This is a genomic window from Mesorhizobium sp. IMUNJ 23033, from assembly GCF_044778005.1.
Classification (GTDB): domain Bacteria; phylum Pseudomonadota; class Alphaproteobacteria; order Rhizobiales; family Rhizobiaceae; genus Mesorhizobium; species Mesorhizobium amorphae_A.
In genome coordinates this window covers 147,839-174,821 of sequence record NZ_JBJACT010000013.1, presented here as the reverse complement: position 1 = coordinate 174,821, position 26,983 = coordinate 147,839, and the positions used below count along the sequence as shown (strand labels likewise).

28 protein-coding genes and 2 pseudogenes are annotated in these 26,983 nt (G+C 64.2%); 7 read left to right on the top strand and 23 right to left on the bottom strand.

All coding sequences use genetic code 11. The annotated features are described in order from the left end of the window. The 3 genes from ACFX5Q_RS16620 to ACFX5Q_RS16610 form a co-directional block, all read right to left on the bottom strand. Positions 1-155: transposase (locus tag ACFX5Q_RS16620; RefSeq protein WP_404279693.1), on the bottom strand; the 155-nt coding region annotated here is incomplete at its 3' end. A gap of 102 nt (positions 156-257) precedes the next feature. Then, complete coding sequence (gene der, locus ACFX5Q_RS16615; RefSeq protein ID WP_404279687.1) at positions 258-1,685, bottom strand: ribosome biogenesis GTPase Der; 1,428 nt, start codon at positions 1,683-1,685, stop codon at positions 258-260. A 6-nt stretch (positions 1,686-1,691) separates the two neighbouring features. Continuing rightward, positions 1,692-2,357, bottom strand: a complete 666-nt coding sequence (locus tag ACFX5Q_RS16610) for a tetratricopeptide repeat protein (RefSeq protein ID WP_040584283.1) — start codon at positions 2,355-2,357, stop codon at positions 1,692-1,694. A gap of 202 nt (positions 2,358-2,559) precedes the next feature. Here ACFX5Q_RS16610 and ACFX5Q_RS16605 point away from each other — a divergent pair, with 202 nt between their 5' ends. Beyond that, entirely contained in the window at positions 2,560-3,567 is a 1,008-nt protein-coding gene (locus ACFX5Q_RS16605) for a polysaccharide deacetylase (RefSeq protein ID WP_404279685.1), read from the top strand. 31 nt (positions 3,568-3,598) lie between these two features. Here the strand turns inward: ACFX5Q_RS16605 and sbmA are convergent, their stop codons facing one another. The 3 genes from sbmA to ACFX5Q_RS16590 all read right to left on the bottom strand — a co-directional run bounded on the left by sbmA (position 3,599) and on the right by ACFX5Q_RS16590 (position 6,628). Further along, a complete protein-coding gene (gene sbmA / locus ACFX5Q_RS16600) occupies positions 3,599-4,858 on the bottom strand; it encodes a peptide antibiotic transporter SbmA (protein ID WP_404279683.1) in 1,260 nt (419 codons plus the stop codon). Between the two features lie 121 nt (positions 4,859-4,979). Next, positions 4,980-6,137, bottom strand: a complete 1,158-nt coding sequence (locus ACFX5Q_RS16595) for a YbfB/YjiJ family MFS transporter (protein ID WP_404279681.1) — start codon at positions 6,135-6,137, stop codon at positions 4,980-4,982. Positions 6,138-6,424: 287 nt separating this feature from the next. After that, positions 6,425-6,628 carry a hypothetical protein gene (locus ACFX5Q_RS16590; protein WP_404279679.1) on the bottom strand — a complete coding sequence of 68 codons (204 nt, stop codon included), beginning with the start codon at positions 6,626-6,628 and terminating at the stop codon, positions 6,425-6,427. 98 nt (positions 6,629-6,726) lie between these two features. Here ACFX5Q_RS16590 and ACFX5Q_RS16585 point away from each other — a divergent pair, with 98 nt between their 5' ends. The 3 genes from ACFX5Q_RS16585 (at position 6,727) to ACFX5Q_RS16575 (ending at position 9,366) form a co-directional block, all read left to right on the top strand. Further along, complete coding sequence (locus ACFX5Q_RS16585) at positions 6,727-7,641, top strand: LysR substrate-binding domain-containing protein (protein ID WP_404279677.1); 915 nt, start codon at positions 6,727-6,729, stop codon at positions 7,639-7,641. Positions 7,642-7,724: 83 nt separating this feature from the next. After that, on the top strand, positions 7,725-8,981 hold the full coding sequence (locus tag ACFX5Q_RS16580; RefSeq protein ID WP_404279675.1) for an aminopeptidase: 1,257 nt from the start codon (positions 7,725-7,727) through the stop codon (positions 8,979-8,981). Between the two features lie 22 nt (positions 8,982-9,003). Next, positions 9,004-9,366, top strand: a complete 363-nt coding sequence (locus tag ACFX5Q_RS16575; protein WP_404279673.1) for a DUF488 domain-containing protein — start codon at positions 9,004-9,006, stop codon at positions 9,364-9,366. 30 nt (positions 9,367-9,396) lie between these two features. Here ACFX5Q_RS16575 and ACFX5Q_RS16570 read toward each other — a convergent pair whose 3' ends face one another. Continuing rightward, a complete protein-coding gene (locus ACFX5Q_RS16570) occupies positions 9,397-9,744 on the bottom strand; it encodes an ArsC family reductase (protein ID WP_404279671.1) in 348 nt (115 codons plus the stop codon). Between the two features lie 176 nt (positions 9,745-9,920). Between ACFX5Q_RS16570 and ACFX5Q_RS16565 the strand changes: the two genes are divergently transcribed. Both ACFX5Q_RS16565 and ACFX5Q_RS16560 read left to right on the top strand, forming a co-directional pair. Then, positions 9,921-10,274, top strand: coding sequence for an ArsR/SmtB family transcription factor (locus tag ACFX5Q_RS16565; protein ID WP_404279669.1), 354 nt, complete (start codon positions 9,921-9,923; stop codon positions 10,272-10,274). Continuing rightward, positions 10,271-10,750, top strand: a complete 480-nt coding sequence (locus ACFX5Q_RS16560; RefSeq protein WP_404279666.1) for an SRPBCC family protein — start codon at positions 10,271-10,273, stop codon at positions 10,748-10,750. The genes ACFX5Q_RS16565 and ACFX5Q_RS16560 overlap by 4 nt, the downstream gene beginning before the upstream one ends. Before the next feature lie 96 nt (positions 10,751-10,846). On the opposite strand, the pseudogene ACFX5Q_RS16555 reads toward ACFX5Q_RS16560, so the two are convergent. The 8 genes and pseudogenes from ACFX5Q_RS16555 to ACFX5Q_RS16520 form a co-directional block, all read right to left on the bottom strand. Then, a pseudogene (locus tag ACFX5Q_RS16555) lies at positions 10,847-11,134 on the bottom strand (SnoaL-like domain-containing protein); the annotation flags it as partial. Positions 11,135-11,384: 250 nt separating this feature from the next. Next, on the bottom strand, positions 11,385-12,368 hold the full coding sequence (locus tag ACFX5Q_RS16550; RefSeq protein ID WP_404279664.1) for a 2-dehydropantoate 2-reductase: 984 nt from the start codon (positions 12,366-12,368) through the stop codon (positions 11,385-11,387). Beyond that, the gene (locus ACFX5Q_RS16545) at positions 12,368-13,888 is read right to left on the bottom strand and encodes an acyl--CoA ligase (RefSeq protein ID WP_404279662.1); all 1,521 of its coding nucleotides are present in this window, start codon (positions 13,886-13,888) and stop codon (positions 12,368-12,370) included. Before ACFX5Q_RS16545 ends, ACFX5Q_RS16550 begins: the two co-directional genes overlap by 1 nt. Beyond that, the gene (locus tag ACFX5Q_RS16540) at positions 13,881-14,579 is read right to left on the bottom strand and encodes a fumarylacetoacetate hydrolase family protein (RefSeq protein WP_404279660.1); all 699 of its coding nucleotides are present in this window, start codon (positions 14,577-14,579) and stop codon (positions 13,881-13,883) included. The genes ACFX5Q_RS16545 and ACFX5Q_RS16540 overlap by 8 nt, the downstream gene beginning before the upstream one ends. Next, positions 14,579-15,331: an ABC transporter permease gene (locus ACFX5Q_RS16535; protein WP_404279658.1), complete on the bottom strand. Its 753-nt coding sequence runs from the start codon at positions 15,329-15,331 to the stop codon at positions 14,579-14,581. Before ACFX5Q_RS16535 ends, ACFX5Q_RS16540 begins: the two co-directional genes overlap by 1 nt. 9 nt (positions 15,332-15,340) lie before the next feature. Next, entirely contained in the window at positions 15,341-16,144 is an 804-nt protein-coding gene (locus tag ACFX5Q_RS16530; RefSeq protein WP_040584280.1) for an ABC transporter ATP-binding protein, read from the bottom strand. A gap of 1 nt (position 16,145) precedes the next feature. Further along, positions 16,146-16,973, bottom strand: a complete 828-nt coding sequence (locus tag ACFX5Q_RS16525) for an ABC transporter permease (protein WP_404279655.1) — start codon at positions 16,971-16,973, stop codon at positions 16,146-16,148. Between the two features lie 9 nt (positions 16,974-16,982). After that, positions 16,983-17,978 (bottom strand): ABC transporter substrate-binding protein, encoded by a 996-nt coding sequence (locus tag ACFX5Q_RS16520; RefSeq protein ID WP_120014187.1) that lies wholly within the window; start codon positions 17,976-17,978, stop codon positions 16,983-16,985. 189 nt (positions 17,979-18,167) lie between these two features. Here ACFX5Q_RS16520 and ACFX5Q_RS16515 point away from each other — a divergent pair, with 189 nt between their 5' ends. Beyond that, entirely contained in the window at positions 18,168-18,860 is a 693-nt protein-coding gene (locus ACFX5Q_RS16515; protein WP_192183030.1) for a FadR/GntR family transcriptional regulator, read from the top strand. Between the two features lie 85 nt (positions 18,861-18,945). On the opposite strand, the gene ggt is transcribed toward ACFX5Q_RS16515, so the two are convergent. The 8 genes and pseudogenes from ggt to ACFX5Q_RS16475 form a co-directional block, all read right to left on the bottom strand. After that, the gene (gene ggt, locus ACFX5Q_RS16510) at positions 18,946-20,532 is read right to left on the bottom strand and encodes a gamma-glutamyltransferase (RefSeq protein WP_404279652.1); all 1,587 of its coding nucleotides are present in this window, start codon (positions 20,530-20,532) and stop codon (positions 18,946-18,948) included. 19 nt (positions 20,533-20,551) lie between these two features. Beyond that, a pseudogene (locus ACFX5Q_RS16505) lies at positions 20,552-20,773 on the bottom strand (ABC transporter permease); the annotation flags it as partial. Between the two features lie 45 nt (positions 20,774-20,818). After that, positions 20,819-22,246 (bottom strand): aldehyde dehydrogenase family protein, encoded by a 1,428-nt coding sequence (locus ACFX5Q_RS16500; RefSeq protein ID WP_404279650.1) that lies wholly within the window; start codon positions 22,244-22,246, stop codon positions 20,819-20,821. Between the two features lie 34 nt (positions 22,247-22,280). Then, on the bottom strand, positions 22,281-23,366 hold the full coding sequence (locus ACFX5Q_RS16495) for an ABC transporter ATP-binding protein (RefSeq protein WP_404279648.1): 1,086 nt from the start codon (positions 23,364-23,366) through the stop codon (positions 22,281-22,283). After that, positions 23,356-23,964: a cupin domain-containing protein gene (locus ACFX5Q_RS16490; protein ID WP_404279646.1), complete on the bottom strand. Its 609-nt coding sequence runs from the start codon at positions 23,962-23,964 to the stop codon at positions 23,356-23,358. Before ACFX5Q_RS16490 ends, ACFX5Q_RS16495 begins: the two co-directional genes overlap by 11 nt. Before the next feature lie 199 nt (positions 23,965-24,163). Then, positions 24,164-25,234 carry an ABC transporter substrate-binding protein gene (locus ACFX5Q_RS16485; RefSeq protein ID WP_404279644.1) on the bottom strand — a complete coding sequence of 357 codons (1,071 nt, stop codon included), beginning with the start codon at positions 25,232-25,234 and terminating at the stop codon, positions 24,164-24,166. A 26-nt stretch (positions 25,235-25,260) separates the two neighbouring features. Beyond that, complete coding sequence (locus ACFX5Q_RS16480) at positions 25,261-26,094, bottom strand: ABC transporter permease (RefSeq protein ID WP_404279642.1); 834 nt, start codon at positions 26,092-26,094, stop codon at positions 25,261-25,263. After that, positions 26,091-26,978 (bottom strand): ABC transporter permease, encoded by an 888-nt coding sequence (locus ACFX5Q_RS16475; protein ID WP_404279640.1) that lies wholly within the window; start codon positions 26,976-26,978, stop codon positions 26,091-26,093. Before ACFX5Q_RS16475 ends, ACFX5Q_RS16480 begins: the two co-directional genes overlap by 4 nt. Positions 26,979-26,983: the final 5 nt, after the last annotated feature.

The following is a 26,983-nucleotide window of genomic DNA, read 5'->3' as shown; positions in this document are numbered from 1 at the left end:
CCGCCTGTGATCTTGCTCCTGTGCTTGGACTTGCCACTCTCATTGTCGAAGGGCGCAAGACCGGCAAGGGCTGCGATCGACTTGGGTGAACGCTGGCCGAGCTCGGGTAAGTGCGCCAGCAGAGAGAGGGCGGTGATCTTGGAGACACCGGGCACGGAGACCAGGATCCTATGGTCTGCGCCGCGTCGCTTCGCTCCTTGCTTCGCCCCAGGATGACGAAGCGATGGGCGTTTCCGCAAACCGCCGAGCCGTGCCGCTCAGCGCTTCTTGGCCCTGCCGGCGAAGGGATTGTCGGAGGTGCGCAAGGCGATGCGGATCGGCACGCCCGGCATGTCGAAGGCTTCGCGCAGGCTGTTCGAGAGATAGCGGACATAGGATTGCGGCATCGCATCGGGCCGCGAGCACTGGACGACAAAGCCCGGCGGCCGCGTCTTGGCCTGGGTGACATATTTGATCTTCAGGCGGCGGCCGGCGACGGCGGGCGGCGGGTGATGCGCCAGAATGCCTTCCAGCCAGCGGTTGAGCTTGCCGGTCGAGACGCGGCTATTCCAGACCTTGTGCGTGCGGATGACGGCATCCATCAATTTGTCGAGGCCGCGGCCGGTCTCGGCGGAGACTGTCACCGCCTGCATGCCACGCGCCTGCGGCAAAAGCCGCTCGGTCTTCTCGCGCAGTTCGGCCAGCAGCTCCTGCGGCTTGTCGATCAGGTCCCATTTATTGAAGGCGATCACCGGCGCGCGGCCCTCGCGGATGATCAGGTCGGCGATCTGCAGATCCTGCTTCTCGAAAGGGATGGTGGCGTCGAGTACGATGATGACGATCTCGGCGAAGCGGATGGCGCGCAGGCCGTCCTGCACCGACATCACTTCCAGCTTTTCGTGGATCCTGGCCTTGCGGCGCATGCCGGCGGTGTCGAATAGTTTTAAGCGGCGGCCGCGCCAGTCCCAGTCGACGGAGATGGAATCGCGGGTGATGCCGGCTTCCGGCCCGGTCAAAAGCCGCTCCTCGCCGATCAGCGCATTGATCAGCGTCGACTTGCCGGCGTTCGGGCGGCCGACGACGGCGATGCGCATCGGCTTGGTGTCGTCATAGGCGGGCTCGGCGTCCGGATCGGCAATGTCCTCGCCGATCAGCACTTCGCTGGCGGCGACCTCGTCGTCGTCGTCCTCTTCCTCGCCGAAGGCGCGCTCCTCGCCGAGGGCAGCGATCACGGCGTCGCGCAGATCGGGCATGCCCTGGCCGTGTTCGGCCGAGACCGGGATCGGCTCGCCAAGGCCAAGCTCCCAGGCCTCCAGCATGCCGCCCTGGGCGCCCTTCGCTTCGGCCTTGTTGGCGACCAGCACGACCGGCTTGCCGGATTTACGCACCACTTCGGCAAAGGTCCTGTCGTCGGGCAGCAAGCCGGATTTGGCGTCGATGGTGAAGAAGATCAGATCGGCTTCGCGGATGGCGATCTCGGTCTGCGCGCGCATGCGGCCAGGCAGCGTCGAGGCGCCCGCATCCTCGAAGCCGGCAGTGTCGATGACATCGAAATGCAGGTCGTAGAGCTTTGCCGCATGGACGCGGCGATCGCGGGTGACGCCCGGCGTGTCGTCGACAAGCGCCAGCTTCCTTCCCACCAGCCGATTGAAAAGAGTCGATTTGCCGACGTTAGGCCGGCCGATGATGGCGACTTTGAATGTCATCCGGCATCACGACGCGCTGCCCGACCCGCGAATCAGCTCGGACATCAAGGTCGCCCGCTGGCGCGCATTGCGCGGGGCACCGTCATCCGAGGCGATCTGGTCGAACAGTTTCAGCGCGTCCTGAGACTTGCCTTCCTTCCAGGCGGCAAGACCGAGCGCCTCGCGCGCGGTGTGGCGCAGCGTGTTGGTGTCTGCGGTCAGCGCCTCGACGCGGCTGGAGACGTCGGCGAAGGAGCCGTGGTCGACGAGCAGGAGTGCCGCCCTGAGGCGGGCCATGTCGCGGATGCCCGAAGGAATGGCGGTGTCGGCGGCGACGTCGTCGAAATCCTTGACGGCGGCATCGACGTCGCCCTTGTCGGCCTTTACGGTCGCCGCACGCATGCGGGCGAGCAGCGGATAGGCGCCGTAGCCGTCCTTCTCCAGCGAATCCAGTGCGGCCAGCGCCTCGTCGCTCTTGCCGTCATTGGCGAGCTTCAGCGCCTGCGAGAAAGCATCGCCCGAGCGGTTGGCGCGGCTCTCATCCCAATAGCGGTAGCCGACGACGGCGGCGGTGCCGAGCACCACCAGGATGGCAAGGACAAGCAGGGCCGGGCCGAAACGGTCCCACAGCGCCTGCGCCTGTTCGCGACGAATCTCTTCGTTGACTTCGCGGATAAAACTGTCGTCCGACATCATCAAAACCATTGCAGCCCCGGCCGGGGCGCTTCTTGAGCCCGCGTTTTAGCGAAATTTTGTCGGCATGGAAGGGGCTTGGCAGGAAAATCGGCGGAGAGAGGTCGAGGCGCGGCAAAGAGCACCTCTGCGGGTGACCGCACCCGTGCCACATTTCGCCGCTAGCCGGTCCTTGACCTTCCGGATACCCAGACCTTTGCCGATGCCTCCTCTGTCCCGCGTTTTTGCGTCGTCTCTTGCCTCGCTTGCGATGGCAGGCGGTGCCTTTGCCGATCCGCCCGCCACGCCGGCGAAGCTGAAGCCGAAGCAGGTCGTCATCATCTCGTTCGACAGCGCCCGCGACATTTCGCAGTGGAAGCGCAGCCGGGCAATGGCTGAGCGCACCGGCGCGCATTTCACCTATTTTCTGTCCTGCGTCTTTCTGCTCTCGCCACAAACGCGCTCGGAATACACCGCGCCCGGCAAGAGCGCCGGCAAATCGAATATCGGCTTTGCCACCTCGAAACAGGACGTGGCCGAGCGACTCGAGCAGATCCGGCTTGCCGTTTCGGAAGGCCACGACATAGGCAGCCATGGTTGTGGCCATTTCGACGGCAAGGGCTGGAGCAAGGCCGACTGGCTGAGCGAATTCGGTTCCTTCCAGCACATCCTTGAGAATGCCTATTCGATCAACGGCATTGCGCCCGAGCAATCAGGCTGGCGCGCTTTCGCGCGGCATGCGGTGGTCGGCTTTCGCGCGCCCTATCTGTCGACGAACAAGGCGCTTTATGAGGCACTTCCCGCGGCCGGCTTCCAGTTCGACGCCAGCGGCGTCTCGAAGGGCCCGGCCCAGCCGCCGACAAGCAACGGCATCACGCGCTTTTCACTGCCGCAGATTCCGGAGGGCCCGAAGGCAAGACCGGTGATCGCTATGGACTACAATCTCTATGTCCGCCATTCCGGCGGCTTCGAGCGACCGAGCGGAGTGGCGGAATTCGCTGAGCGGACCTATGACGCCTTCCGCGCCGCCTTCGACAGGCAATACCAGGGCAAGCGCATTCCGCTGGAACTCGGCTTCCATTTCACGCTGATGAATGACGGCGCCTACTGGAACGCGCTGGAGCGCTTTGCCGGCGAAGTCTGCGTCAAGGCCGATGTCGAATGCATCAGTTTTCGCGACTATGTCTCGCGGCAACGCGCCGGCGACAGACAGGCAGCGGTGGGCGGCTGAGCCGCCCACGCTTTCCCCGACCAAAGTGTGATCAGGCCGGGTCTTCGGCGCCCTGCCTCGCGAGATAGCGCTGATCGATTTCAGGCAGCGGCTCGCCTTCCAGCGTTGCTTCGAAGGCGCGAAGGCGCTTGTGCACCGACTGAAGCTCGACGATGGTCGACCACGAGCTGAGCAGGAACTGCAGCGACCCCGTCACCTTGCCGAATGCGTTCGATATCTGGTTCAGGGCTCCGAAGGTAATCTTGTGCGCCACGAGCGAGGGGCCGAGGATCAGCAGGGAGAAGATGTTGTCGGCCTGCAAGTAGGTGTACCGGACCACATTGAAATAGATGTAGTGGAAATAGAGCCTGAAGTAGTTGTGACGAACATTGGCGAACAGCTCGGCGGTGGTCGCCGGCTGGGCTCTGTCGGCATAATCCTCGCCGTAGACGAGTTCCTTGCGATAGGCGGCCTCGACGCGCTGGTTGCGGAACTGCAATCCCGGCAACTTCATACCCGCAACCATCACTGAAATCGTTCCGAACAGACACCAGGCAAGTGCTGCGACAACCAGCGGCTGGGGGACTGTTCCGACAATCGGCAACTCAGTGATGTGGGCCTGCAACTGGATCATGACCGGCAGGAAGGCGATCAAGGTCATGATCGACTGGACGAAGCTGGAACCCAGATCTTCCATGATCTGCGAGAACCGCATCGTATCTTCCTGGATACGCTGTGAGGCACCTTCGATGTGGCGCAGCCTGCTCCAGTTCTCGACGAAATAGTTGTTCATCGCCGTGCGCCAGCGGAAGATCCAGTGGCTGACGATGAAGGCATTGACCACCTGCACATTCATGCCGACCAGCGCCAGCCACGAAAAATCGGCCAATCCGAGATAGAACTCGCTATCGGTCGACTTTCCCGTGCCCGACATCAGCCCCTGCACGTAGTCGAAGAATGGTCCATACCAGGCATTGACCGCGACGCTGACCTGAACGTTGAAATAGATGAAGAACAGGATGACGGCCGTCATCAGGATCGACCAGTTCTGCCAGGGATGCGGGGAATACCAGGCCCAGAAGGCGTAGAAGGCAGCGACGCAAAGTACGAAGTAGATGTAGAACCATAGGAATGGCTTGGACCAGAGCACGGCGATACCGATAATGGGCGGCGCACCGGCGGCAGCGGGCGGCAGGCCAAGGATGGCGCCCACTTGCTCGCCACCGAAGAACCAGAACAGGATCGCGGCAAGACTCCAGACGGCGGCCGAGGTGAAGAAGAGCTTCGGCTGCGGGAAAAAGGATACGAACACTGTGGCGGGTTCCTCGGTCGAATCGCAAATCAGCGAGGTTGCTGTAAGCGGGCATAAGTTCACACATTAGGGGGAAAGAAAATGCCCGTGCCCCATGCCCGGCACCGAGCAAGCCCACAAATCATGGCGATTTTGGCGCAGCCGACCATGCAATCGAACCGGACGCCAAAAGAATGACGGCCGCCATGATCGAAGCGAGCACGTAATTGCCGGAGGCCTGGGCGAGCAGCCCAGCGGCGATCGGGCCGATGATCTGGCCAATGCCGAAGGCGGCCGTCATCATCGCCAGGATACGGCGTGGCGCCTGGGGAACCAGTTGTCTTGCCGTCTGCAAGCCGAGAGCGGTAATCGCGATGAAGGTGCCGCCGAGCAGAACGCCGGCCAGCAGCGGCCCGGTATGGCCGCCAACCGCGACGCTGGCGGCGACGCCGACCACCTCGACGAGGCAGGCCAGGGCGTAGGCGGCATAGAGCCCGACCCTGGCCGCAACCTTCTGCCAGAGCCAGAGCGAAGGAAGACCGGCAAGGCCGGTGACCATCCATACCGCTGCCTCGAAGACGCGCCCGCCGCCGCCCTGGCGGACGATGGCGACCAGGAAGGTCGCCGTCACCACATAGCCGAAGCCGAACAGACCATAGGCAACGATCATCTTCAGCAGCGGCCTGTCGTCCTTCGGCAGCGGCGGCTCACGGCCGGCGACGCCGTTGGCGGTCGACGTGGAGCCGACCAGCCAGGCGACGACCACCAGGCCGCAAGCGGAAATCGCCGCCGACCACAGCCAGCCCGCCGCCCAGCCGGCATGGTCGGTGACGAGAATGGCCATCAGCACCGAGGAGGCCGCGATGCCCAGGCCGACGCCGCCGAAATGCAGGGCCTGCAGATCGTTGCGGTCGGCCCGAATGAGATGGCTGAAGACGATGCTCGACATGAACACCATGACGAAGGCGCTGGCCAGACCGGCAAGAAAGCGGATGACGAGAAAGGCCGCCATCGTATCCGTAAGCCCCATCAGAGCGGCAAGCAGTGCGCTGGCGGCAAGGCCGGAGAACATCAGCAGGCGCTCGCGCCCATGCGCCCAGCCGCCGGCCGCGGCCATCGCGCCGACGAGATAGCCGAGATAGTTGGCGGACGCGATCCAGCCGGCGTCGGCCGGCGTCAGGCCAAGCTCCTCCATCATGCCGGGCAGGATCGGCGTGTAGACGAAACGGCCGATTCCCATGGCGACAGCGAGCGCCAGCATGCCGGCGATGGCGAGGCGCAAGGGCGAAGCGGTTTTCATTGCAGCGCACAATAGGTGCATGCGCGGATGAGACAATCCGCTTGTGTTGGGCCAGCGCGGCCGTGCTCCGTCGCGGGCGGTTTTCGCCGTCGCGCTGCCCCTCATCCGCCTGCCGGCACCTTCTCTCCGTATAGTGACGGGGAGAAGGGTCTGGCTGCAACCTCGGCTCGATTTTCTCCAACGCCGGCGATTGGCGAAACCATCGATGACAGCGTCCTTCTCCCCGGCACTATACGGGGAGAAGTGCCCGGCAGGGAGATGAGGGGCGGCGCCGACATCATGCGATCTTAGCCGCAGCCTGCCGTCACCGTCTCGTAGGCGGTGCGCCGCGCCGTCAGGCGGAACGGCACGTCGCCCAGTTCACGCTCCGACATGGTGTCGAGCACCGGGTGCGAGAGCGGATCGATAACCCAGCGGGCGATCTCGTCATGGCGCGGGTCTTGCCCTGCTCCGGAGACGGACAAGACTTTCAGGAATGATAAAATCTTCATCGTCGTTGCCTCCAAGGTCTGGCTTTCCTCCCATAAAATCGGCCTTTCTACCCGGTATTTCAATTGAGATTTCGGCCATATCAGTTTAGAAAAACTTCATGGCTATGCTGAACCGCGTCCATCTGAACGGCCTGCGCGCCGTGGAAACCGTCGCCCGGCTGGGATCGCTCGCCGCAGCGGCTTCCGAGCTCGGCGTTTCCGTCAGCGCCGTCAGCCAACAGATCAAGCGCACCGAACAGCAGCTCGGCCAGACGCTGTTCGAACGGACGCCGGGCGGGCTGGTTCCGACGGAGTTCGGTGTCGTCTTCACGGCGCGTCTCAGCGCCGGTTTCCGAGAGCTTGCGCAGGCTGTGGCGCTGGCAGGCGAGGCGAGCGAATGCACGCTGGTGGTTTCGGTCGCGCCAGCCTTCGCCTCGAAATGGCTGCTGCCGAGACTGTCCAGGCATTTCGCCCGGCATCCGAACGTGCTGCTGCGCATCGACGCTTCGGGTCGGATCGCCGATCTCGACCATTCCGACATCGACATCGGCATCCGGATGGGTGACGGCAAATGGCCGGGCGTGCGCGCGGAACTGCTGCTGGCGCAGGAGGTCTTCCCGGTCTGCGCGCCGTCGATCGCAGCCAAGCTCAGGTCGATCGAGGATCTGGCGCAGACCTGCGCCATCACCGACGAGCGGTCGATGATCAGCTGGGACAGCTGGTTCGAAGCGGCGGGCGTCGAGCCGGTCACCTTCCTCAAGGGCGCGCGCTTCACCGACCCGATGCTTTGCCTGGAATCGGCGATCGCCGGCCATGGCGTTATGCTGGCCTGGCAATTGCTGACGGCCGACGCCCTCACCGACGGCCGGCTGGTGGCGCCCTTCGGCGTGCGCGCCGAGAGCGGCCTGGGCTATTGGATGGTGACCTCGGCGACCAAGGCCGAAAGCCGCAAGGTGCGCGATTTCAAGGCCTGGATCCGCGAAGAGATCGACGCGACGATGGCGCAGTTCCGGACGCTCGACAGCGCCGCCTGAGCCTGGTCCACCGCAATGCGGTGGAAAGGATGGCCGCGCCGGTCTATGTATGGACCAGACCCCACATCACGGCAGGCAGGATCATGACCACACATTCGCGCGGCGTTTCCGCAACGATCGACCCGGTGAAGCTCGACAGGCTGGCCGAGGTCGCCATCAAGGTCGGGCTGCAATTGCAGCCGGGACAGGATCTGGTGCTGACCTCGTCGATCGCCGCCCTGCCCTTGACGCGGCGGATCGTCGAGCACGCCTACAAGGCCGGCGCCGGCCTGGTGACGCCGATCTTCAACGATGACGAGATCACGCTGGCACGCTTCCGCTACGGCGCCGACGACGGCTTCGACCGCGCCGCCGGGTGGCTCTATGAGGGCATGGCCAAGGCCTTCGCCGGCAATGCCGCACGGCTTGCCGTGCGCGGCGAGGACCCGTCGCTGCTGTCGGCGCAGGATCCTTCGAAGGTGGCGCGGGCCAACAAGGCGAATTCGATGGCCTATCAGCCGGCGCTGGAGAAAATCACCGGCTTCGACATCAACTGGAACATCGTCGCCTATCCGGACCTCGCCTGGGCCAAGCAGGTGTTCCCCGATGACGCCGACGACGTCGCGGTGGCAAAGCTCGCCGATGCCATCTTCGCCGCCTCGCGCGTCGACGTGGAAGATCCGATCGGCAACTGGACGGCACACAATGCGGCGCTCCGCAGCCGCACCGAATGGCTGAACGGCCATAATTTCCATGCGCTGCATTTCACCGGGCCGGGCACGGACCTCACCGTCGGCCTGGCCGACGGCCATGAATGGATGGGCGGCGCCTCGACCGCCAAGAACGGCGTCACCTGCAACCCGAACATCCCGACCGAAGAGGTGTTCACCACGCCGCATGCACGGCGCGTCTCGGGCCATGTCTCCTCGACCAAGCCGCTGTCCTACCAGGGCACGCTGGTCGACGAGATCTCGGTGCGCTTCGAGGAGGGCCGGATCGTCGAGGCCAAGGCCTCGAAGGGCGAGGATGTGCTGAAGAAGGTGCTCGACACCGACGAGGGCGCGCGCCGGCTCGGCGAAGTGGCGCTGGTGCCGCATTCCTCGCCGATCTCGGCCAGCGGCCTGCTGTTCTTCAACACGCTGTTCGACGAGAACGCCGCCTGCCACATCGCGCTCGGACAGTGCTATTCAAAATGCTTCGTCGGCGGCGCCTCGCTCAGCCAGGACGAGATCGCCCAGCGCGGCGGCAACAAGAGTTTCATCCATATCGACTGGATGATCGGCTCGGACAAGATCGACATAGACGGCGTCGGCAAGGACGACAGCCGCGTGCCAGTCATGCGCAAGGGCGAATGGGCCTGAGAGGGTCCGCGCGGAGGTTGCGATGGCCTTCGAGATAACGGTCAAGCGCATCTATGAGCCGGCTGAGGCGGGCGACGGACAGCGGGTACTTGTCGACCGCGTCTGGCCACGCGGGGTTGCCAAGAAGGACGCGGCGCTGACGCTATGGCTGAAGGACATTGCGCCGAGTGAAGAGTTGCGCAAATGGTTCGGACATGAGCCCGAGCGCTGGGCGGAGTTCCAGAAGCGGTATGGGGCCGAGCTTGGCCGGAATGATGAGGCGGTGGCGGAACTGCGCGGCCTGCTTCGTGAAGGCAAGGTGACGCTACTCTACGGCGCGCATGACGAGGCGCACAACAATGCGGTGGCGCTGGCGGGGTACCTACTTCGTCATCCTCGGGCTTGACCCGAGGATCCAGAGCGGGCCTAGGGCACCTTACCCCACTGCCGCCTGATAAACATCCGGCTTGAACCCAACCAGGATGCGGTCGCCAACCTCCAGCACAGGGCGCTTGATCATCGTCGGTTTCGCCAGCATCAGCGCCCTGGCCTTCTTCGCATCGAGCGATCCTTTCTCCTTGTCAGACAGTTCGCGGAACGTCGTGCTCGCCTTGTTGAGCAATACCTCCCAGCCGACTTTACCCACCCAGCCATCCAGCCGCCCGGCGTCCAGCCCTTCCACCCTATAATCGTGAAACCGGTAGGCGATATCCCGGCTCTCCAGCCAGACGCGCGCCTTCTTGATCGTGTCGCAGTTGATGATGCCGTACATGGTGATCGTCAAGACAGAACCTCGGAACGATGGATTTGCGAATCTGACGGCAGGCTAGGCCCGCCCTGCCCGCTTTGCCAACGGCTTTGTCGGCGCCTTCGAATTTCGGTCTTGCCAATACTAAGGAATTTTCCTAAGTAATTTGCGAGGCGCCCGTAGTGATGCGCGATCCGCAAGAAGGAAAACGTATGAGCCTACAGACGGCAACTCCCAACCCGCCACCAATCGACGGCATTTTCCGCGCCCTTGCCGATCCGACGCGGCGTCTTGTGGTGGAGCGGCTGAACCGGAGCCCGGCTTCGGTCAGCGAGCTTGCCGAGCCCTTCGACATGGCCCTGCCCTCCTTCATCGAGCACCTCAAGGTGCTGGAAGGTTGCGGGCTGGTGCAATCGGAAAAGGCCGGCCGCGTTCGGACCTACCGGCTTTCGCCCGAACCGCTGAAGCTGGCTGAAAACTGGCTATCCGAGCAGCGCGCTCTTTGGGAGCGCCGCCTCGACCAGTTCGACGCCTATGTCATGACCCTCAAGGAGACAGAAAAATGAGCTATCCGTTCAAGCCGGACCCCAGACTGGACCTCATGCTGGAGCGCGTCGTCGATGCGCCGCGCGAATTGCTGTGGCGCGCCTGGACGACGCCGGAGCACGTCAAGCAATGGTTCACGCCGAAGCCATGGATCATCACGGACTGCGAGATCGACCTTCGGCCCGGCGGGTTGTTCCGGACGCGCATGCAGTCGCCGGATGGCAAGCAAGTCAACGACCGCCATTGCTGCTATCTCGAGATCGTGCCGAACGAGCGGCTCGTCTGGACCGACGCGCTGCTGCCCGGCTTCCGGCCGTCGGGCGAGCCTTTCATCACCGCGGTGATATCGTTTCAGCCGGAAGGCAAGGCGACACGCTACACCGCGACCGCCATCCACCGCGACGAGGCGACGCGCAAGAACCATGAAGAGATGGGTTTTTACGATGGCTGGGGCACGGTGCTCGACCAGCTTGCGGACTATACGAAGACGATCTGAGATTGTCATAGGCGGCCGGGGCACCGCCCTGGCCGCCATATTTTGAATCACGCAGCGAAGCGGGCAGCCACCAGCAAGCCGGTGGTGTTTCCGGCCTCAATAGTAGAAGCGCTCTTCGGTGATTTTGCCGTTCTTGACCGTGTACAGGCCAACCTCATCCATGGTGACGCGCTCACCGGTAGCCTTGGGCGTTATGTCAAACTTGAAGCGGACCGCGAACTGGTCGCCGTTGACATAGGGGCCTTCGACCGAGCCGCCATGGACTTCGTTGTTCTCTTGCCACCACTGGCCCTTCTGCTTGACCGTGTCCTTGCCTTCGCAGACGGCCATCGGCCCGTCCATGGCTTCGTAGCTAACGACGTTGTCGGCATTATACTTCTCTGCAGCGGCTTCGTTGTTGCCTTGCTTGAGGAGCTACGTGAAATCCTTGGCAATTTCCGTAATGGTCATGTGTTCCTCCTGTTCAGACGCTTTCCAAGTAGGGAACCGCTTGCTGGCCTGCCACCGTCGACCCGTTCGGTAGCTGACAACTCGTGTCAGGATGGAGCAATGTCTGCAGCGACTTGTGATGCTCAAAGGGCGGCCAAGGCATCGTCTTGCCCGCGTGCGATCCGGTTTGGAGCAACCCGCTCCCCTATACCTGATAGCAGCCGCGTTCGATGGCGAGGCGCCGCACCAGCGCCAGCACGCTGTCTATGGTGGGCGTTGGTTGGCCGGTCAGCCGACCCAGTTCCTGCACCGCCGTGACCAGCGCGTCGATCTCCATTGGACGGCCGCGCTCCAGGTCCTGAAGCATCGAGGTCTTGTGCTCGCCGACATCGCCGGCGCCCTTGATGCGCCGGTCGACCGCGACGGGAAAGCGTACGCCGAGGCTTTCGCCGATCGCCTGCGCTTCCAGCATCATGGCGCGGGCCAGCGCGCGGGTCGCGTCGTCGGCGACGATGGCCACGAGCGTGCTACCGGTCAGCGCCGAGACCGGATTGAAGGAAAGATTGCCCCAGAGCTTGACCCAGGTCTCGCCGCGGATATCGTCACGAACCGGCGCCTGCAAGCCCGCCGCGACCAACTCCCTGGCGAGCCGCGTGACCCGCCCGCTCTTCTCGCCTGATGGCTCGCCGAGCGAGAAGCGCGTGCCCTCGACATGGCGGATCAGGCCGGGCGCATCGACCTCGGCGGCGGGATAGACGACGGAGCCGATGACGCGCTCCGGCCCGAGACGCTGCCAGATAGTGCCGCCGGGATCGACGGCTTGAATACGGGTGCCTTCGAGCGCACCGCCGGCCTTGTAGAAATACCACCAGGGCACGCCGTTCTGCATGGTGACGACGGCGGTGTCGGGCCCAAGCAGCGGCGCGATCTGATCGAGCGCGGGGCCGACTGAATGCGCCTTCAGCGCCAGCACGACATAATCCTGCACGCCGAGCTCTTCGGCCCGCGCGGCGGCCCTAACCGGAGCAACGGATTCATGGCCGTCCTCGATCAGGCGGAGACCACTTGCCTTGATCGCATCGAGATGCGCGCCGCGCGCCACGATCGACAGATCGACTTTGCCGGCGATGGCCAATTTGGCGGCGAGGTAGCCGCCGATGGCGCCGGCGCCGAAAACGGTAACGCGCATCAGCCGAGACCGAGCTTGGCGGCAAGGCCGATGCGCTGCAGCTTGCCGGTCGCGCCCTTGGGAATCTCGTCGAGGATGAGGACCTTGCGCGGCACCTTGAAATCGGCGAGCCGCGTCGCGGCAAAGCCGCGTATGTCGGCTTCGCTGGCGCTCAACCCTTCGCGCAGCACGACGGCGGCGGCAACCTCTTCGCCGAGCTTGTCATGCGGCATGGCAAAGGTGACGACCTGCGCCACCGCCGGATGATCCATCAGCACGCCGTCGACCTCGAGCGGCGAGATTTTTTCGCCGCCGCGGTTGATGATCTCCTTCAGCCGTCCGGTGACGCGCAAATAGCCGTCTTCGTCGAGCACGCCCTGGTCACCGGTGTGGAACCAGCCATGGGCGAAGGCGCTGGCATTGGCGTCCGGGTTGTTCTCATAGCCGGCCGTGACATTGGGGCCGCGAATGACGATCTCACCGGTCTCGCCGGTTTCGAGCAAGCGCCCGTCGGGAGCCATGACCGCGACCTCCGGCCCGGCGGCGGCGCCGACGCTGCCTGGCTTGCGTTGGCCAGGCGGCAGGCGGTTCGACGCCATCTGGTGCGCGGCCTCGGTCATGCCGTAGGATTCGATCACCGGACAGGAGAAGGCCGCTTCGAGCTCGGCCATCACCTGCGCCGGCAGCGAGGCCGAAGACGAGCGGATGAAGCGGAGCGGTGCCGCGGCCAGCGCATCGGCATTGCGCGCGGCGCGCGGCAGGATCGCCTGATGCATGGTGGGTACTGCCGTGTACCAGCTCGGCTTTGCTTCGCCGAGCCAATGGAAGAAGCGCAGAGCGTTGAAGCCCGGCGTGCAGAAGACGCTGCCGCCGGCGGCGAGCGAGGACAGCACCGCGGCGATCAGCCCATGGATGTGGAACAGCGGCATGATGTTGAGGCAGCGATCGCCGGCGGCCAGGCCGAGCGTTGCGCCGATATGGGCAGCCGAGGCGGCGAGGTTGGCATGGCTGAGCGGCACCAGCTTAGGACGTGAGGTGGTGCCCGACGTGTGCAGCAGCAGCGCGATATCGCCATCCTGTGCCAGCCCGGACAAAACAGACGGACCGACCGGTTCGCCCTCGATACTGAAGCTTCCGGCCGGCGCGTGATGCAATGCAACGAGCCGCAGCACGCGGATACCGAGGCGCTCGGCGACGGCGACCGCCGGACCGTTTTCGTCCCTGGCGACGAGGATTGCCTTGGCGCCGATGTCGGAGAGATAAAAATCGAGCTCGTCGGGCCGGTAGGCGGGGTTGAGCGGTGCCGTCGAAGCGGCCGCCGCCACCGCGACGAAGGCCGTCGCCATCTCCGGCCCGTTGGGCAGCACGATGGCGACGCGATCGCCACGACCGAGCCCCAGCGCGTTGAGCCGCGCTGCCGTCTCGCGGATCAGGCGGCGCAACCCGCCATGCGTCAGGGTTGCCCGGTCGGGTGCTGAAATCGCCGGCGCGCCGTCTGTACCTGCGGCGATCCGTGCGATGATCGAATTCGTTTCAGACAACCCTGACCTCGATGTCGCCAACACTGTCGATATGGCCGGTGAGAATGTCGCCGCGCTGGACGGCGCCGACGCCGGACGGCGTCCCCGAAAGGATAATGTCTCCGGGCATGAGCGTAAACAGGCCAGACAGGTAACTGATCATTTCAGGCACCTTCCAGATCATCTGGTTGAGATCGCCCGTCTGCTTGCGCTGCCCGTTCAGGTCCAGCCAGATCGCACCTTGGGCGGGATGGCCGATCGCGCTTGCAGGAACCAGCGGGGTGCATGGCGCCGACGCCTCGAAGGCCTTGCCGACCTCCCAGGGCCGACCGAGATCCTTGGCCACGGCCTGCAGGTCGCGCCGCGTCATGTCGAGGCCGACGCCGTAGCCGAAAACGCAGTCGAGCGCTTTGGCCACCGGAATGTCCTTGCCGCCGCTTTTCAACGCCACCACCATCTCGATCTCATAGTGGACGTCGCTGGAAGCCGGCGGATAGGGAAATTCTCCGGATGTGTTGAGGTTGTCGGGGTTCTTCTGGAAGAAGAAAGGCGGCTCCTTGTTCGGATCGTGGCCCATTTCGACGGCGTGCGCCGCATAGTTGCGGCCGACGCAATAGACCCGATGCACCGGAAACAGCTTGTCCGACTGAGCGACCGGGATGGCCGGAATCGTGGTCGGTTCGATTGCGTAGTCTGCGCCGTGAATGTTCATTATCTTGCTCCTGCGTAGTATTCGACTTTGGCTTCGGCCCGCTCGATCAGTTCGGCGATCAGGAGGGCGAAGGCGAAAAGGATGATGGTGAGGGCCCAGAATTCGGCCATGCGGAAATTCCGCGAGAAGGTCTCGAAGAGTGCGCCATAGCCGACGATGGCGACCAGAAGCTGGCCGATCACAACGCCCTTCACGCCGCGGATGAGGCCGAGTCTTATGCCGGCGAGGATTTCCGGCAGCGCCGCCCAGAGGATGATTTTCAGGTACAGCGCCCGTCGCGAGGCGCCATAGGATCGCGCCATCTCGATGAGAGACGGCGAGATGTGCCGCACGCCGGCGCGGGTATCAAGGACGATGATCCAGATCGCAAACAGGAACACCGCCGCGACGATCGTCCTTTCGCCGAAGCCGAACAGGATCATCAGCACCGGCACCAGGGCCGAGAGCGGGGCGCTGGAAAAGATGTTGACCCACATGCCGAGCAGGTCGTCGGCGATCTTCACGCGGCCCATGAGAATGCCGAGCGGCACGCCGATCACGATCGACAAGACCATTCCGGTGAAAAAGGCGCGCAGCGTCGTGATCGTCGCGCTCTGCCAGGACGGAGTCTGCACCAGACCCACAGCCGCGCTCAGAACCTCGCTGAGTGGCGGCAGCAGGAAGACCAGGTCGAGCCTGCCGACGATCTCCCACAGCACGCACCAGACAAGCAGCGATGCCATCATCGGGACGCGGTAGCCGAACAGGGTCATCTCAGGGCCTCATTCGGCATATTGCTTCAACCCCTGCCAGATTTCCTGGACCGTATCGAGATAGTGCTTGTCACGGTGGATGAGGTCCGGGTCGCCGGAGCGGTCGATCTCGGGTTCGATGATCTGCGAAACTCTGCCCGGCCGGGGCGACAGCAGCACGATGCGATCGGATATATAAACCGCCTCCTCGATCGAGTGCGTGACGAAGATGAAGGTCTTGTTCTGGTTGCTGCGCAACCTGATCAGGTCTTCCTGAAATTTCCGCCGGTTCTGCTCGTCAACAGCCGAGAACGGTTCGTCGAGAAGCAGCACGTCGGCATCGACCGACAAGGCGCGCGCCAGACCGACGCGCTGGCGCATGCCACCCGAAAGCTGGTGTGGATATTTATCCTCGAACCCGGCGAGCCCGACCTCGGCAATGTAGTGGCGTGCGATCTCCTCGCGCTCGGCTCTTGCCTTGCCGCGCAGTTCGAGCCCGAAGGCGACGTTGCGGAGCGCGGTTGCCCACGGCATCAGCGCAAAATCCTGGAACACGAAGGCACGCTCGGGGCCTGGCGCGGTGACCACCTTGCCGTCGACCGCGATCGAGCCGGCATTGGCCTTGATCAGCCCGGCGATGATCTTGAGAAGCGTCGTCTTTCCGCAGCCGCTCGGGCCGAGCAGGCTGGTCAGCTTGCCACGCGGAAAGTCGAGGTCTATGCCGCGCAAAGCTTCGGTGCTCCCGTAGCTCTTGGAGATTCCCCTCACCTCGACGATCGGATCGATTGGTGCGGGCATCGATGACGGTTCCTTTCGCAGTACAGCAGCGCGCATCTCAGGCTCCTCTTGTCTCGGGCCTGAAAACACGGACCTCGATCCACTGCAGCACAATCAGCGTCAGGGTCGAAAGCGCGATAATCGAGGCAATCGTTGCATACATTTCGGCATAGTCGGCGCGCGAACGGTGAAAGGTGATCAGGTCGCCGATTCCGGTCGGCGTGATCAACAGTTCGGCCAGCACGACGCCGACGAAGCCCGCCGCCACACCCAGGCGCAGACCCGCGAAAATGACCGGGCTGGCGTCAGGAAGGACGATCTGTGTGACCACTTGCCAGCGCGTTCCGAGGAACGAGCGGCACATGACGACGAGCGACTCGTTGACGTTTCGCACCGCCTTATAAGTGTTGAGCACGATGACCGGCAAAGCCAGTATCATCACAGCAAGCGTCTTGGCGGTCATGCCGATGCCGTAGACGAAAGTCACCATCGGGATGAAGGCGGCGACGGGCGCGGCCTGGAGCACGATAAACACCGGGATCAGCAGCCATTCACCGGTGCGCCACAGGCCGCACAGCGTTCCGAGGCCGACGCCGAGGAAAGCCGACAGCAGTATACCGAGCAGCAAGGGTTGCAGCGTCGAGACATACGCCAACGGCAGGCTGCCGTCGGCGATCAGCCCGATGAATGCGGTGAAAGTGGCCGAGAAGGTTGGAAACGCAAAGCTCACCGGTATGCGGCCGGCGATTTCCCAGATGCCCGCAAAAAGGGCGATCGAGACCAGCCTCAAGAGAACTGGCTGGTCCCGCCATCCACCCACTTCGCCGCGTGTCGAACGGGTCGCGAGGCCGACGGCCTCGCTCTCCGTCCTGATGCCGGTCGCCATCCGCCGGACCTATTTCTTGCCGAGCTTGGCGACGGCGCGGTCGATAGCAGCGACATCCCAGAAATCCTCGACCTTGAGGGAGGCCGGCTCGCCTTCGATCTGGCCGGCAAGGCTGAAGAACGCAAAATCGTCGGCTGCGGCCTCCGCTCCGCCGCCGTTCAGCACCAGGCTGCCGGCGGTGGCCGATTCCTTGTAGTACTCGGAAATTTCCGCGTCAGCGTCTGCGCCAAGGTCGGGCAGCAGCTTGTACTTGTTGCGAAACTCAACTGCGACGGCGGGGTTCTCGGTGATCTCGCGCCCCGTCTTCATCAGTTCCTCGACGAGGATATCGACATCGGCGGCATTGTTCTTCAGATAGTCGGCGGTGGCGAACAGACCTTCGTCGGTGGCGCTGAGGTCATCGACCGGCAGCACGATGAACTTGCCGGGCGCTTCCGCCTCGAGCGCGCGCCGATTGGCCGCGTCGACGATCGAGGCTTTCAGGGTGCCCTGGATAAGCGCATTGCGCCGGACCTCGGAGCCGGGGACGTAGCTGACAGTGCCGAGCTTGATGCCGTGGGTCTTGGCCATCAGCAGCATGACGGCCTCGGTGCCGGAGCCGCGCGCCTGCACCGCCACGTCCTGTCCGTCCAGATCCTTCCACTCCTTGTAGAACTCACTGTTGACCACCGGGAAAAAGCGCAGCGTCGAAATCTGCGCGAACAGGCGAATAGGCACGCCCGCCTTCTGGATCAGCGTGTAGGGTGCACCGATGCCGACATCTGCCTGGTTGCCGACGATGGCTTGGGCGGCCAGGTCTTCATCGTTGAGCACGATCAGTTCGACGTTTACTCCGCGTTCCTTCGCGCGTTCGATGGCGGTGAGCGTCTGGATGGATTCGATTCCCGGCAAATCCCCGAACGCGATCCGCATATCGCCGGCGCTGGCAGCCTCGATCGACATTGCACTGCCGATCGCCGCGGCGAGCGCTGTTGCAAGGACGGCACGCCTGGACAGCTTGGTCATGTTGATTCCTCCCGTTTTTCGTGTAACCAATATTGCAAATGGTTAAGGATTTTGGTTAGATTGGTCAAGCAATAATTCGCCTTCGACCAAGTTAACACACGATCCGCGGTTCGCAGTTCGGATATTGACGGCCTCACGCTATCGATTTATCACCAAGGATAGGAATCAATCGGCGAATTGGTTAAACCAATGGACATTGTCGGAGACGGCGGTCACGCAGCGCTGGTACAGCTTCAGGCCTATCTGGCGCAGATGGACCTTTCCGGCGAGACGCGGCTGCCGGCCGAACGGGAGCTTTGCGAAAGTCTCGGCGTTTCGCGGGGCGATTTGCGCAAGGCTCTGGCGGTGCTTGAGAAGGACGGCCGCATCTGGCGTCACGTCGGCAAGGGCACCTTCGTCGGAAGCGGCCCGATCGAAGAGACGATCGGCATTTCGGAAATCGCCGGGCGCACCAACCCCGCCGATGTGATGCGCGCGCGCCTTATCATCGAGCCGGAAATCGCGCGCGAGGCAGCCCTGCACGCCACGCTTGACGATATAGCCGCGATGCGGAAATCCCTCGCCCAGACCCGCGAAGCGGCGACGTGGCGGCAGTATGAAAACATCGACAATCTGCTCCACCGCCAGATCGCTGAGGCGAGCAGCAACAACGTGCTGCTCGGCCTGTTCGACGTGCTGAACGCGGTGCGGCGTACCGTGGTCTGGGGCCGTCTGCGTGCCGATGGCACGCGCCCCCCGGCCGACCATCACAGTTTCGCCGACCACGAGAAGATCGTGGAGGCAATTGCCGACCGCGATCTTGCGGGCGCCGCGGCCGCGATGCGCCTGCATCTGGTGCAGGTTGGTCGGCGTTTGATTCCGGCACATGAGGCGGCTGAATAGTAACTGCGCTGCCGTTTCGACGATCAGTCGGCTCAGCCCGTCATGGGGTGAGCGTGATCCTATCGGGCGCCAGAATCGTATGGCCTCAATAGCCGAGCGCCATTCCATCCTTGCGCGGGTCGGACGCGCCGGTCAGCGTTCCCTTCTCCCAATCGATCAGCACCGCCTGCCCGCCGCCCAGAGGGTGATCGGGCTCGATCACCTGATGGCCGCGCCGGCGCAAGCCCTCAATCGCGTCGGCCGGAACGCTTCGCTCCGCCTCGACGACGTCGTTGTTGTAGAAGACGCGCGGCGCGTCCAGCGCCTGCTGCGGGTCCATGCCGAAGTCGATCATGTTGGTGAGCAGGTGGACATGGCCGAACGGCTGGTAGCCGCCGCCCATGACGCCAAACGGCATCACCGCGCGGCCATTCTTGGTCATCATGCCGGGCATGATCGTGTGCATCGGCCGCTTGCCGGGTGCGATGCAATTGGGGTGCTTCGGATTGAGCCGAAAGCTGGAGCCACGGTTCTGCAGCATGACGCCGGTCCTCGGACCGACAACACCACTGCCGAAGGAATAGTAGGTCGAGTTGATGAAGCTCACGGCATTCAAGTCGCGGTCGACGATGGAGATGTAGACCGTGTCGCTGCCCGGCAGTTCCAAGCGAGGCAGATGCGTCATCGCGTGCTCGCGGTCGATCGCGGCGCGCAGCCTGTCGGCATAGGCGCCGGACAGAAGCTCCTTCACCGGCACCGCGACATGGTCCTGATCGCCGATGAGATTGTCGCGATCGCGGTAAGCCAGCCGCCCCGCCTCGATCTCCAGATGCAGGCGCTCGGCACCGTTGGGATCGAGCGCGCCGAGCTCGAAGCCGGAGAGCACATTCAGCATCAGCAGCGCCGTCAGCCCCTGGTTGTTCGGTGGCATCTGATGAATGCCGTAGCCGCCATAGGAGGTGCCGACCGGCGTCTTGTAGTCGCCCCTTGTCGCGGCGAAATCATCCAGCGTATGCAGTCCGCCGAGCTGCCGGAGTCGGCCGACAATGTCTTCCGCCACCGCGCCTTCATAGAAACCGGCGCGGCCGCTCTTAGCGATGATGCGCAGCGTCGCGGCCAATTGCGGCTGGCGGTGAACATCGCCGGCTTTCGGCGGCTTGCCACCGGGCAGGAAGATGCGCGCCGCCGCCTCATCGAGCGACAGATCAGTTTCCGGATCTTCCCAGTCGAAGGCGACGCGGTCGTGCACGACATAGCCGTTCTCGGCGTAGTGGATGGCAGGCGCGAGAGCGTCGGCGATGCCCTTGCGGCCATGATCGGCCAACAGCCGGCACCAGGCGTCGACTGCGCCCGGCACGGTTACCGCGTGCGGACCTTGCTTGGGAAGCTCGCTAAAGCCGTTCTCCAGATACCAGTCGACGGTCGCGGCGGCGGGCGCGCGACCCGAACCGTTGAAGGCCAGCACCTCGCCCTGCCCTTTCGGGCAGTAGAGGACAAAACAATCGCCGCCAATGCCGGTCGATTGCGGCTCGACCACCGCCTGGACGGCGGCGGCGCAGACGGCGGCGTCCATGGCGTTGCCGCCGGAGCGCAGCATGTCGATGGCGGCTAGTGTCGCGAGCGGATGCGAGGTTGCGGCCATCGCCTCGGTGGCGCGGACCGGCGAGCGGCCTGGAAACTGGAAATCACGCATGCTTTCTGGGTATCCCTGCTTAACGCCCGCGGCCGAAGATCTGCGCGGCGGACAACAAAACGATCGATAGCACGATCAGGCAAGTCGAAATGGCGGCAATGGTCGGATCGATCTGGTCGCGCAGCGCGTTGAACATGCGGCGCGTCAGCGTCGTGGTCTCCCCGCCGGAAATGAACAGCGACACGACCACCTCGTCGAAGGAGGTGATGAAGGCAAACAGCGCGCCCGACACGATCGAGAAGGCAGCTTTCCCGGCGCATCGCACTGGGAAGCGTAACGCCAGACGTCAGGCGCCGTAGCCGATGATGCCCTTGACCTCGAGGAAGTCGTGGATGGCCCAGTCCGCATACTCACGGCCGTTGCCGGACTGCTTGTAGCCACCGAAGGGCGCGAACGTGTCCCACTCCGGATAGTTGATCGACACCTGGCCGGCGCGTAGGCGGGCTGCGATCTTGCGGGCGCGATCGATGTCCTGCGACTGCACATAGGCGGCAAGGCCGTAGACGGTGTCGTTGGCGATCTTCACCGCCTCGTCCTCGTCATTGTAGGAAATGACCGAGAGCACGGGCCCAAAGATCTCTTCCTTCTCGACGGTCATGCCCGGCGTGACGTGGCCGAACACGGTCGGGCGCACATAGTAGCCGCGGTTCAGATGCTCGGGGCGGCCGGGACCGCCAGTGACGAGCGTGGCACCTTCCTTGATGCCGGCCTCGATCAGCCGCTGGATCTTGTCGAACTGGATGTTGGAGACCACCGGTCCGAGCTTGGTCTCTTCCGAGCGCGGATCGCCGACCTTGTGCGCTTCGGCCGCCTGCTTGGCGATCGCCAGCGCCTCGTCATGGCGGCCGGCCGGCACCAGCATGCGCGTCGGCGCATCGCAGGACTGGCCGCTGTTGCCGAAACAGGCATTGACGCCCTGGCGCACGGCGGCCTCGAAGTCGGCATCCGGCAGCACGATGTTGGCCGACTTGCCGCCAAGCTCCTGCGCCACGCGCTTGACCGTCTCGGCCGCCGTCTTGGCGACGATGATGCCGGCGCGGGTCGAACCCGTAAACGAAACCATGTCGACATCGGGATGGCCGGCCATGATCTGGCCGACATCGGGGCCGGTGCCGTTGATCATGTTGTAGACGCCCTTCGGCGTGCCGGCAGCGTCCATCACTTCGGAGAAGACGATGCCGCTGATCGGCGCGATTTCGGAGGGCTTCAGCACCACGGTGCAGCCGGCGGCGATGGCGGGGGCTACCTTGCAGACGATCTGGTTGAGCGGCCAGTTCCAGGGCGTGATCAGCGCGCAGACGCCGATCGGCTCCTTAACCACCATGGTGCCGCCGCGCTTCTCGCTGAAATCGTAATCCTCCAGCGCCTTGATGGTGGCTTCCATATGCGCCCTGCCCGCCCAGACCTGCGCCTCGCGCGCCCAGGTGATCGGCGCGCCCATCTCCTGGCTGACGGCCTGGGCGATGTCCTCGTAGCGCTCGTTGTAGACTTCGAGGATGCGCTTCAGGAGCGTCAGGCGCTCGGCCTTGCTGGTCTGCGAGAAAGACGGGAAGGCGGCCTTGGCGGCAGCGACCGCCTTGTCGACGTCGGCCTTCGAGCCAACGGATATCTTGGTGTAGGCCTCTTCGGTGGAGGGGTCGATAACGTCCAGCGTTGCCGGCGCCACGGGCGCTACCCATTTGCCGTCGATGAAGAAATTCAGATGATTGCTCATGATAGGGCTCCGTTATCTGGAAATGTCGAGGAGATTAGCTGGAGAGCATAGGGCAGTTGGCGCCACGGCGCAGGCTGATATGCGCCACGTCACCGACGCTGAATTGAAAACCCTCGGCCCGGCGCGGCGCGTCGATCACCACCGGCATCCCCTGCCCCAGTTCGGCATGCAAGCGCAAGGTGCGGCCGTGGAAGACGATGCTGTTGACCCGCGCCGGCGCGGTGCCGGAGGCCGCCTCGGTTGCCACCAGCAAATCCTCGGGACGCACGCCGATGGTGCGTACAGCGCCTTCGCCGGGTGCCTCGCCGGCTTCCAAAACAGCCTCCAAGGGCAACGTGCCAGCGGCGAAGCGCAGGCGGTCGCCGTCGCGGCCGACAAAGCGCGACTGCAACAGGTTCATCGTGCCGATGAAGCTGGCAACGAATTTGGTGGCGGGCCGGTCGTAGAGCGTCGCCGGCGGCGCGATCTGCTCGATGCGGCCCTTGTTCATGACGACGATGCGGTCGGATATCGACAGCGCCTCGGTCTGGTCGTGGGTGACCATGACGAAGGTGGTGCCGAGCCTTGACTGAAGCCGCTTCAGTTCGACCTGCATCTGCTCGCGCAGATGCGCGTCGAGCGCCGACAGCGGCTCGTCGAGCAACAGCACGCGCGGTTCGCAGACAATGGCGCGGGCGAGCGCGACGCGTTGGCGCTGGCCGCCCGAGAGCTCAGACACGCGGGCGCCGATCTTGTCGCCGAGGCCGACCATGTCGAGCGCTTCGCCGACGCGCTTGGCCTGTTGCGTGCCGGACAGCTTGCGCAGCGACAGGCCGAAGCCGACATTCTCAGTGACGTTCATGTGCGGGAACAGCGCATAGTCCTGGAACACGGTGTTGACCGGCCGGTCGAATGGCCTGAGCGCGGTGATGTCGCGGCCTTCGAGCAACACCTTGCCGCTCGACGGGCTCTCGAAACCGGCGATCACCCTGAGGCTGGTGGTCTTGCCGCAGCCGGAGGGTCCAAGCAAGGTCAGGAATTCGCCGCGGGCGATGTCGAGGTCGACGGCGTCAAGCCCGACGATGCCGCCGGGGAAAATCTTCGAGACCGCATCCAGCCGCACCAGGGCATCAGGCGCCATCGCGCACCTCCGATGGTTTTGTCGTGTTGACCCACAGGATCTGGCAGCGCTCGACACCCGGGTTGCGGAAGGCGTGCAAAAGCGTGCTCTTGAACGCAAAACTGTCGCCGGTCTTCAGCCCGTAGGTGGTCGAATCCACCACCAGCTCGACCTCGCCCGACAGGACATAGCCGAACTCATGGCCGGCATGCGCATAGGCTTCGGCGGTGCCGCCGCCGGCCTCGACGCTCACCAGCATGCCGGTGAGCGTGGCGGCGGGCGGCGACAGCAGCGCCTTGGCGATGCCCTCCGACTTCACCGGGATCTGCCGCCGCTTGTCGGCGCGCACGCAGTAGAGATCGTTGACGGCATCGTTGCCGTCGGCGATCAGTGCCGACGGCTCGATGTCCAAAGCGGCGGCGAGCGGCCAGATCACTTTGACGCGCAGCGAGGACATACCACGCTCGATCTGGCTCAGCGCCCCGATCGACACGCCGGCCTTGGCGGCAAGCTCGGCCAGCGACAGGTTGCGCTCCAGCCGCAGCGCCCGCACGCGCCGGCCGACCCACACGTCGGCATCGTCCTTCGGCCTTTCAGCCGCCTCGTCCAGCATGTCCATCCGTTCGTCCTCGTTGCTCTTTAACGGCGCGGCGCTGTAAGGCTCCCCCTTCTCCCTTGTGGGAGAAGGTGTCGCCGAAGGCGACGGATGAGGGGTGTTCCAGCTTGGCAAAGACGGCGATCCGTCACGCACCCCTCATCCGTCTCGGCGCTGCGCGCCGATCCACCTTCTCCCACAAAGGGAGAAGGAAAGACCGGCCTCACCCGCCCGCCTTGACCTTCTCGAACATCTTGGCGAGATCGTCATTCTGCTTCATCGGCCCGGTGAAGACGGTGGTCTTCAGGATCACCTCCGGGTCGGACGGCAGCTGCAGCTTGTCCAGTTCCTCCTTCGGCACGGCGGCGAAGGCCGAGCTGGTCGAACTGCCATAGCCATAGGCCTGGATCAGGTATTTGCCGGAATCTGTCTCCAGCCGGCTGTTGATGAAGTCATAGGCGAGGTCGACATTCTTGGCGTCCTTGAGCATGACGAAGCCGCAGGCCCAGGTCAGCATGCCTTCCTTCGGCTTCATGAACTCGACCGGCACGCCCTGCTTCTTCAGCGAAGTGGCCGACGCGTTCCAGGTCATGGCGGCGACCAGCTGGCCGCTGGCCAGCGCCTGCTCCACCGAGGTCATGTCAGTGGTGTAGTTGGAGAGCAGCGGGCGCTGCTCGCGCAGCTTCTCCGCCACCTTGTCCATCTGTTCGGGCGTCATGTCGAACGGATTGACGCCGGCGAGAAGCGCCGCCACGACTGGCGTGTCATGCACGGCATCGATTGTCGCCATGCGCCCGGCATATTGTTTGTCCCACAGCAGGTTCCAGCTCGCTTCGGGATCCTTCACCAGGTCGGTGCGGTAGAGGATCGAGGTGTTGCCCCAGTCCCACGGCACCATCCAGACCTTGCCATCGCCGGCCTGCAGGTCGGGCAGGTTCTTGAAGACGGGGAAGATCGAATCCCAGTTCTTGATGCGCTTGGTGTCGATCGGCTGCAGCAGGCCTTCCTTGTTCCAGCGCGCCACCTTGTCGTAGCAGGGATGCGCGACGTCGGGGCGGAAGCCTGCCTTGACCTTGGTGAAGGCGTCGTCGTCGTCGCCGAAGATCGAGGCCTCGACGCCATCGGGATGGGCGGCAAGGAAGCTCTTGTTGAAGTCGGGCAGTTCGTAGCCCGACCAGGTGAAATATTGCAGCTTGTCGCCGGCGAAGGCGACTGTCGACGAAAGCGCCAGCGCGAGTGCGGCGAGGCCGGCCCGCGCCTTGTTTCCGGTGATCGATTTCAGGTCGAATGCCATTTTCGTTCTCCTCTTCGTTGTTATGATCAGGCTGGATTGGCGGCGGCTGTCCGGCGGGCGGTCCCGAGCCCGCGGTGGCGCAGAATTTCGGCGAAGGCGGCGATGATGAAGGACGCGACGAGGATCGCGGTGCCCAGCGCCATGACGGTCGGCAGCGAGCGCGGGAAGCGCAGCTGGCTCCAGATGTAGAGCGGCAGCGTCGGCTCGGTGCCGGCCAGGAAGAAGACGACGATGAACTCGTCGAAGGAGGTCAGGAAAGCCAGCATGAAAGCCGACAGCACAGCCGGCAGGCTGAGCGGCAGCATGACGCGCCGGAACGTCGTCCAGTCGGAGGCGCCAAGGTCAAGTGCCGCCTCGCGGATGGTTTTCGGAATGGCGGCGAAGCGGCTGCGCATGACCACCACCGTCGTCGGCAGCGCCACCAATATGTGGCCGAGCACGATAGCGACGCGCGACGGGCCGAAGCCGACGAGGTTGACCAGGATCAGCAGCGAAATGCCGACGATGACGCCGGGAATGAGGATCGGCAGCCGGGCAATGGCGCTGATGATGGCGGCCAGCGGCGAGCGGCCATAGAGGTCCATGTAGGACACGGTGATACCGCAGAGAGTAGCGCCGCTGGCGGCGATGGTGCCGATGATGAGGCTGTTGGCCAAAGCGCCCGACAGGGCCGGATTGCCGTAGAGCGTCGCGTACCATTGCAGCGTAAAACCTTGCAGCGGAAACGCCGCCTGGATGGAATCGTTGAAGGAAAACAGCGGGATCAGCAGGATCGGCAGATAGAGGAAGACCAGATAGGCAAGCACATAGGCGCCGAGCCAGCGGCCGCCTGCATTGGCCTCGGTGCGCGCCGTGCTCATGTGCGGCTGCCAAATCTGCGGTCGGCGCCGCGCGCGACCAGAACCACGCAGAGGATGACCAGCATGACGCAAACCGAAAGGGCGGCGCCGAACGGCCAGTCATTGGCCTTACCGAACTCGGACTGGATCAGCGAGCCGATCATGGTGCTGGCCGGACCGCCGACCATGGCAGGCGTCACATAGTCGCCGACCGTCGGCACGAAGACGACGAGGGCCGCCGCCAGCACGCCCGGCATCGAATTCGGCAGCACGACGCGGCGGAAAGAGGTGAGCGGCCTGGCGCCAAGATCGGAGGCGGCTTCGAGCAGCGACTTCGGAATGGTGTCGAGAGCCACATAGATGGGCAGGATGGCGAAGGGCGCATAGGCGTGGGCGAGCGTGACGACGACCGCGGCCGGCGTGTTGAGGAAGGCAAGCGTCGGCTCGGACCAGATGCCGCTTTCGATCAGCGCCGAGTTCAGCACGCCATTATAAGCGAGCACGATCTTCCAGGCGAAGACGCGCAAGAGATAGCTGGTCCAGAACGGCAGCGTCACCAGCAACAGCAAAAGGCCGCGCCGCCGCCCGGCGTGGAAGACGAGATAATAGGCGACGGGATAGGCAGTCACCACCGTGGCAAGCGTCACCAGGCCGGCGATTGCCAGTGAACGTAGCGTCACCGTCCAGTAGAGCGGATCGGACGCCACGGTGGCGAAGTTCGCGATGGTCAGGCCAGCACCGAGCAGCGAGCCGTCATTGCCGCGGAAGGCCAAGAAAAGCACGAGGCCGAGGGCAAACAGGATTAGGAAGAAGGTGACCAGTCCGCCCGGGAGCAGCATGGCAAGATGGAAGCCCGGCGAAGTGCGGGATTCCGGCAGCGACTGCCCTGCTGCGATGGTCGACATCGAAC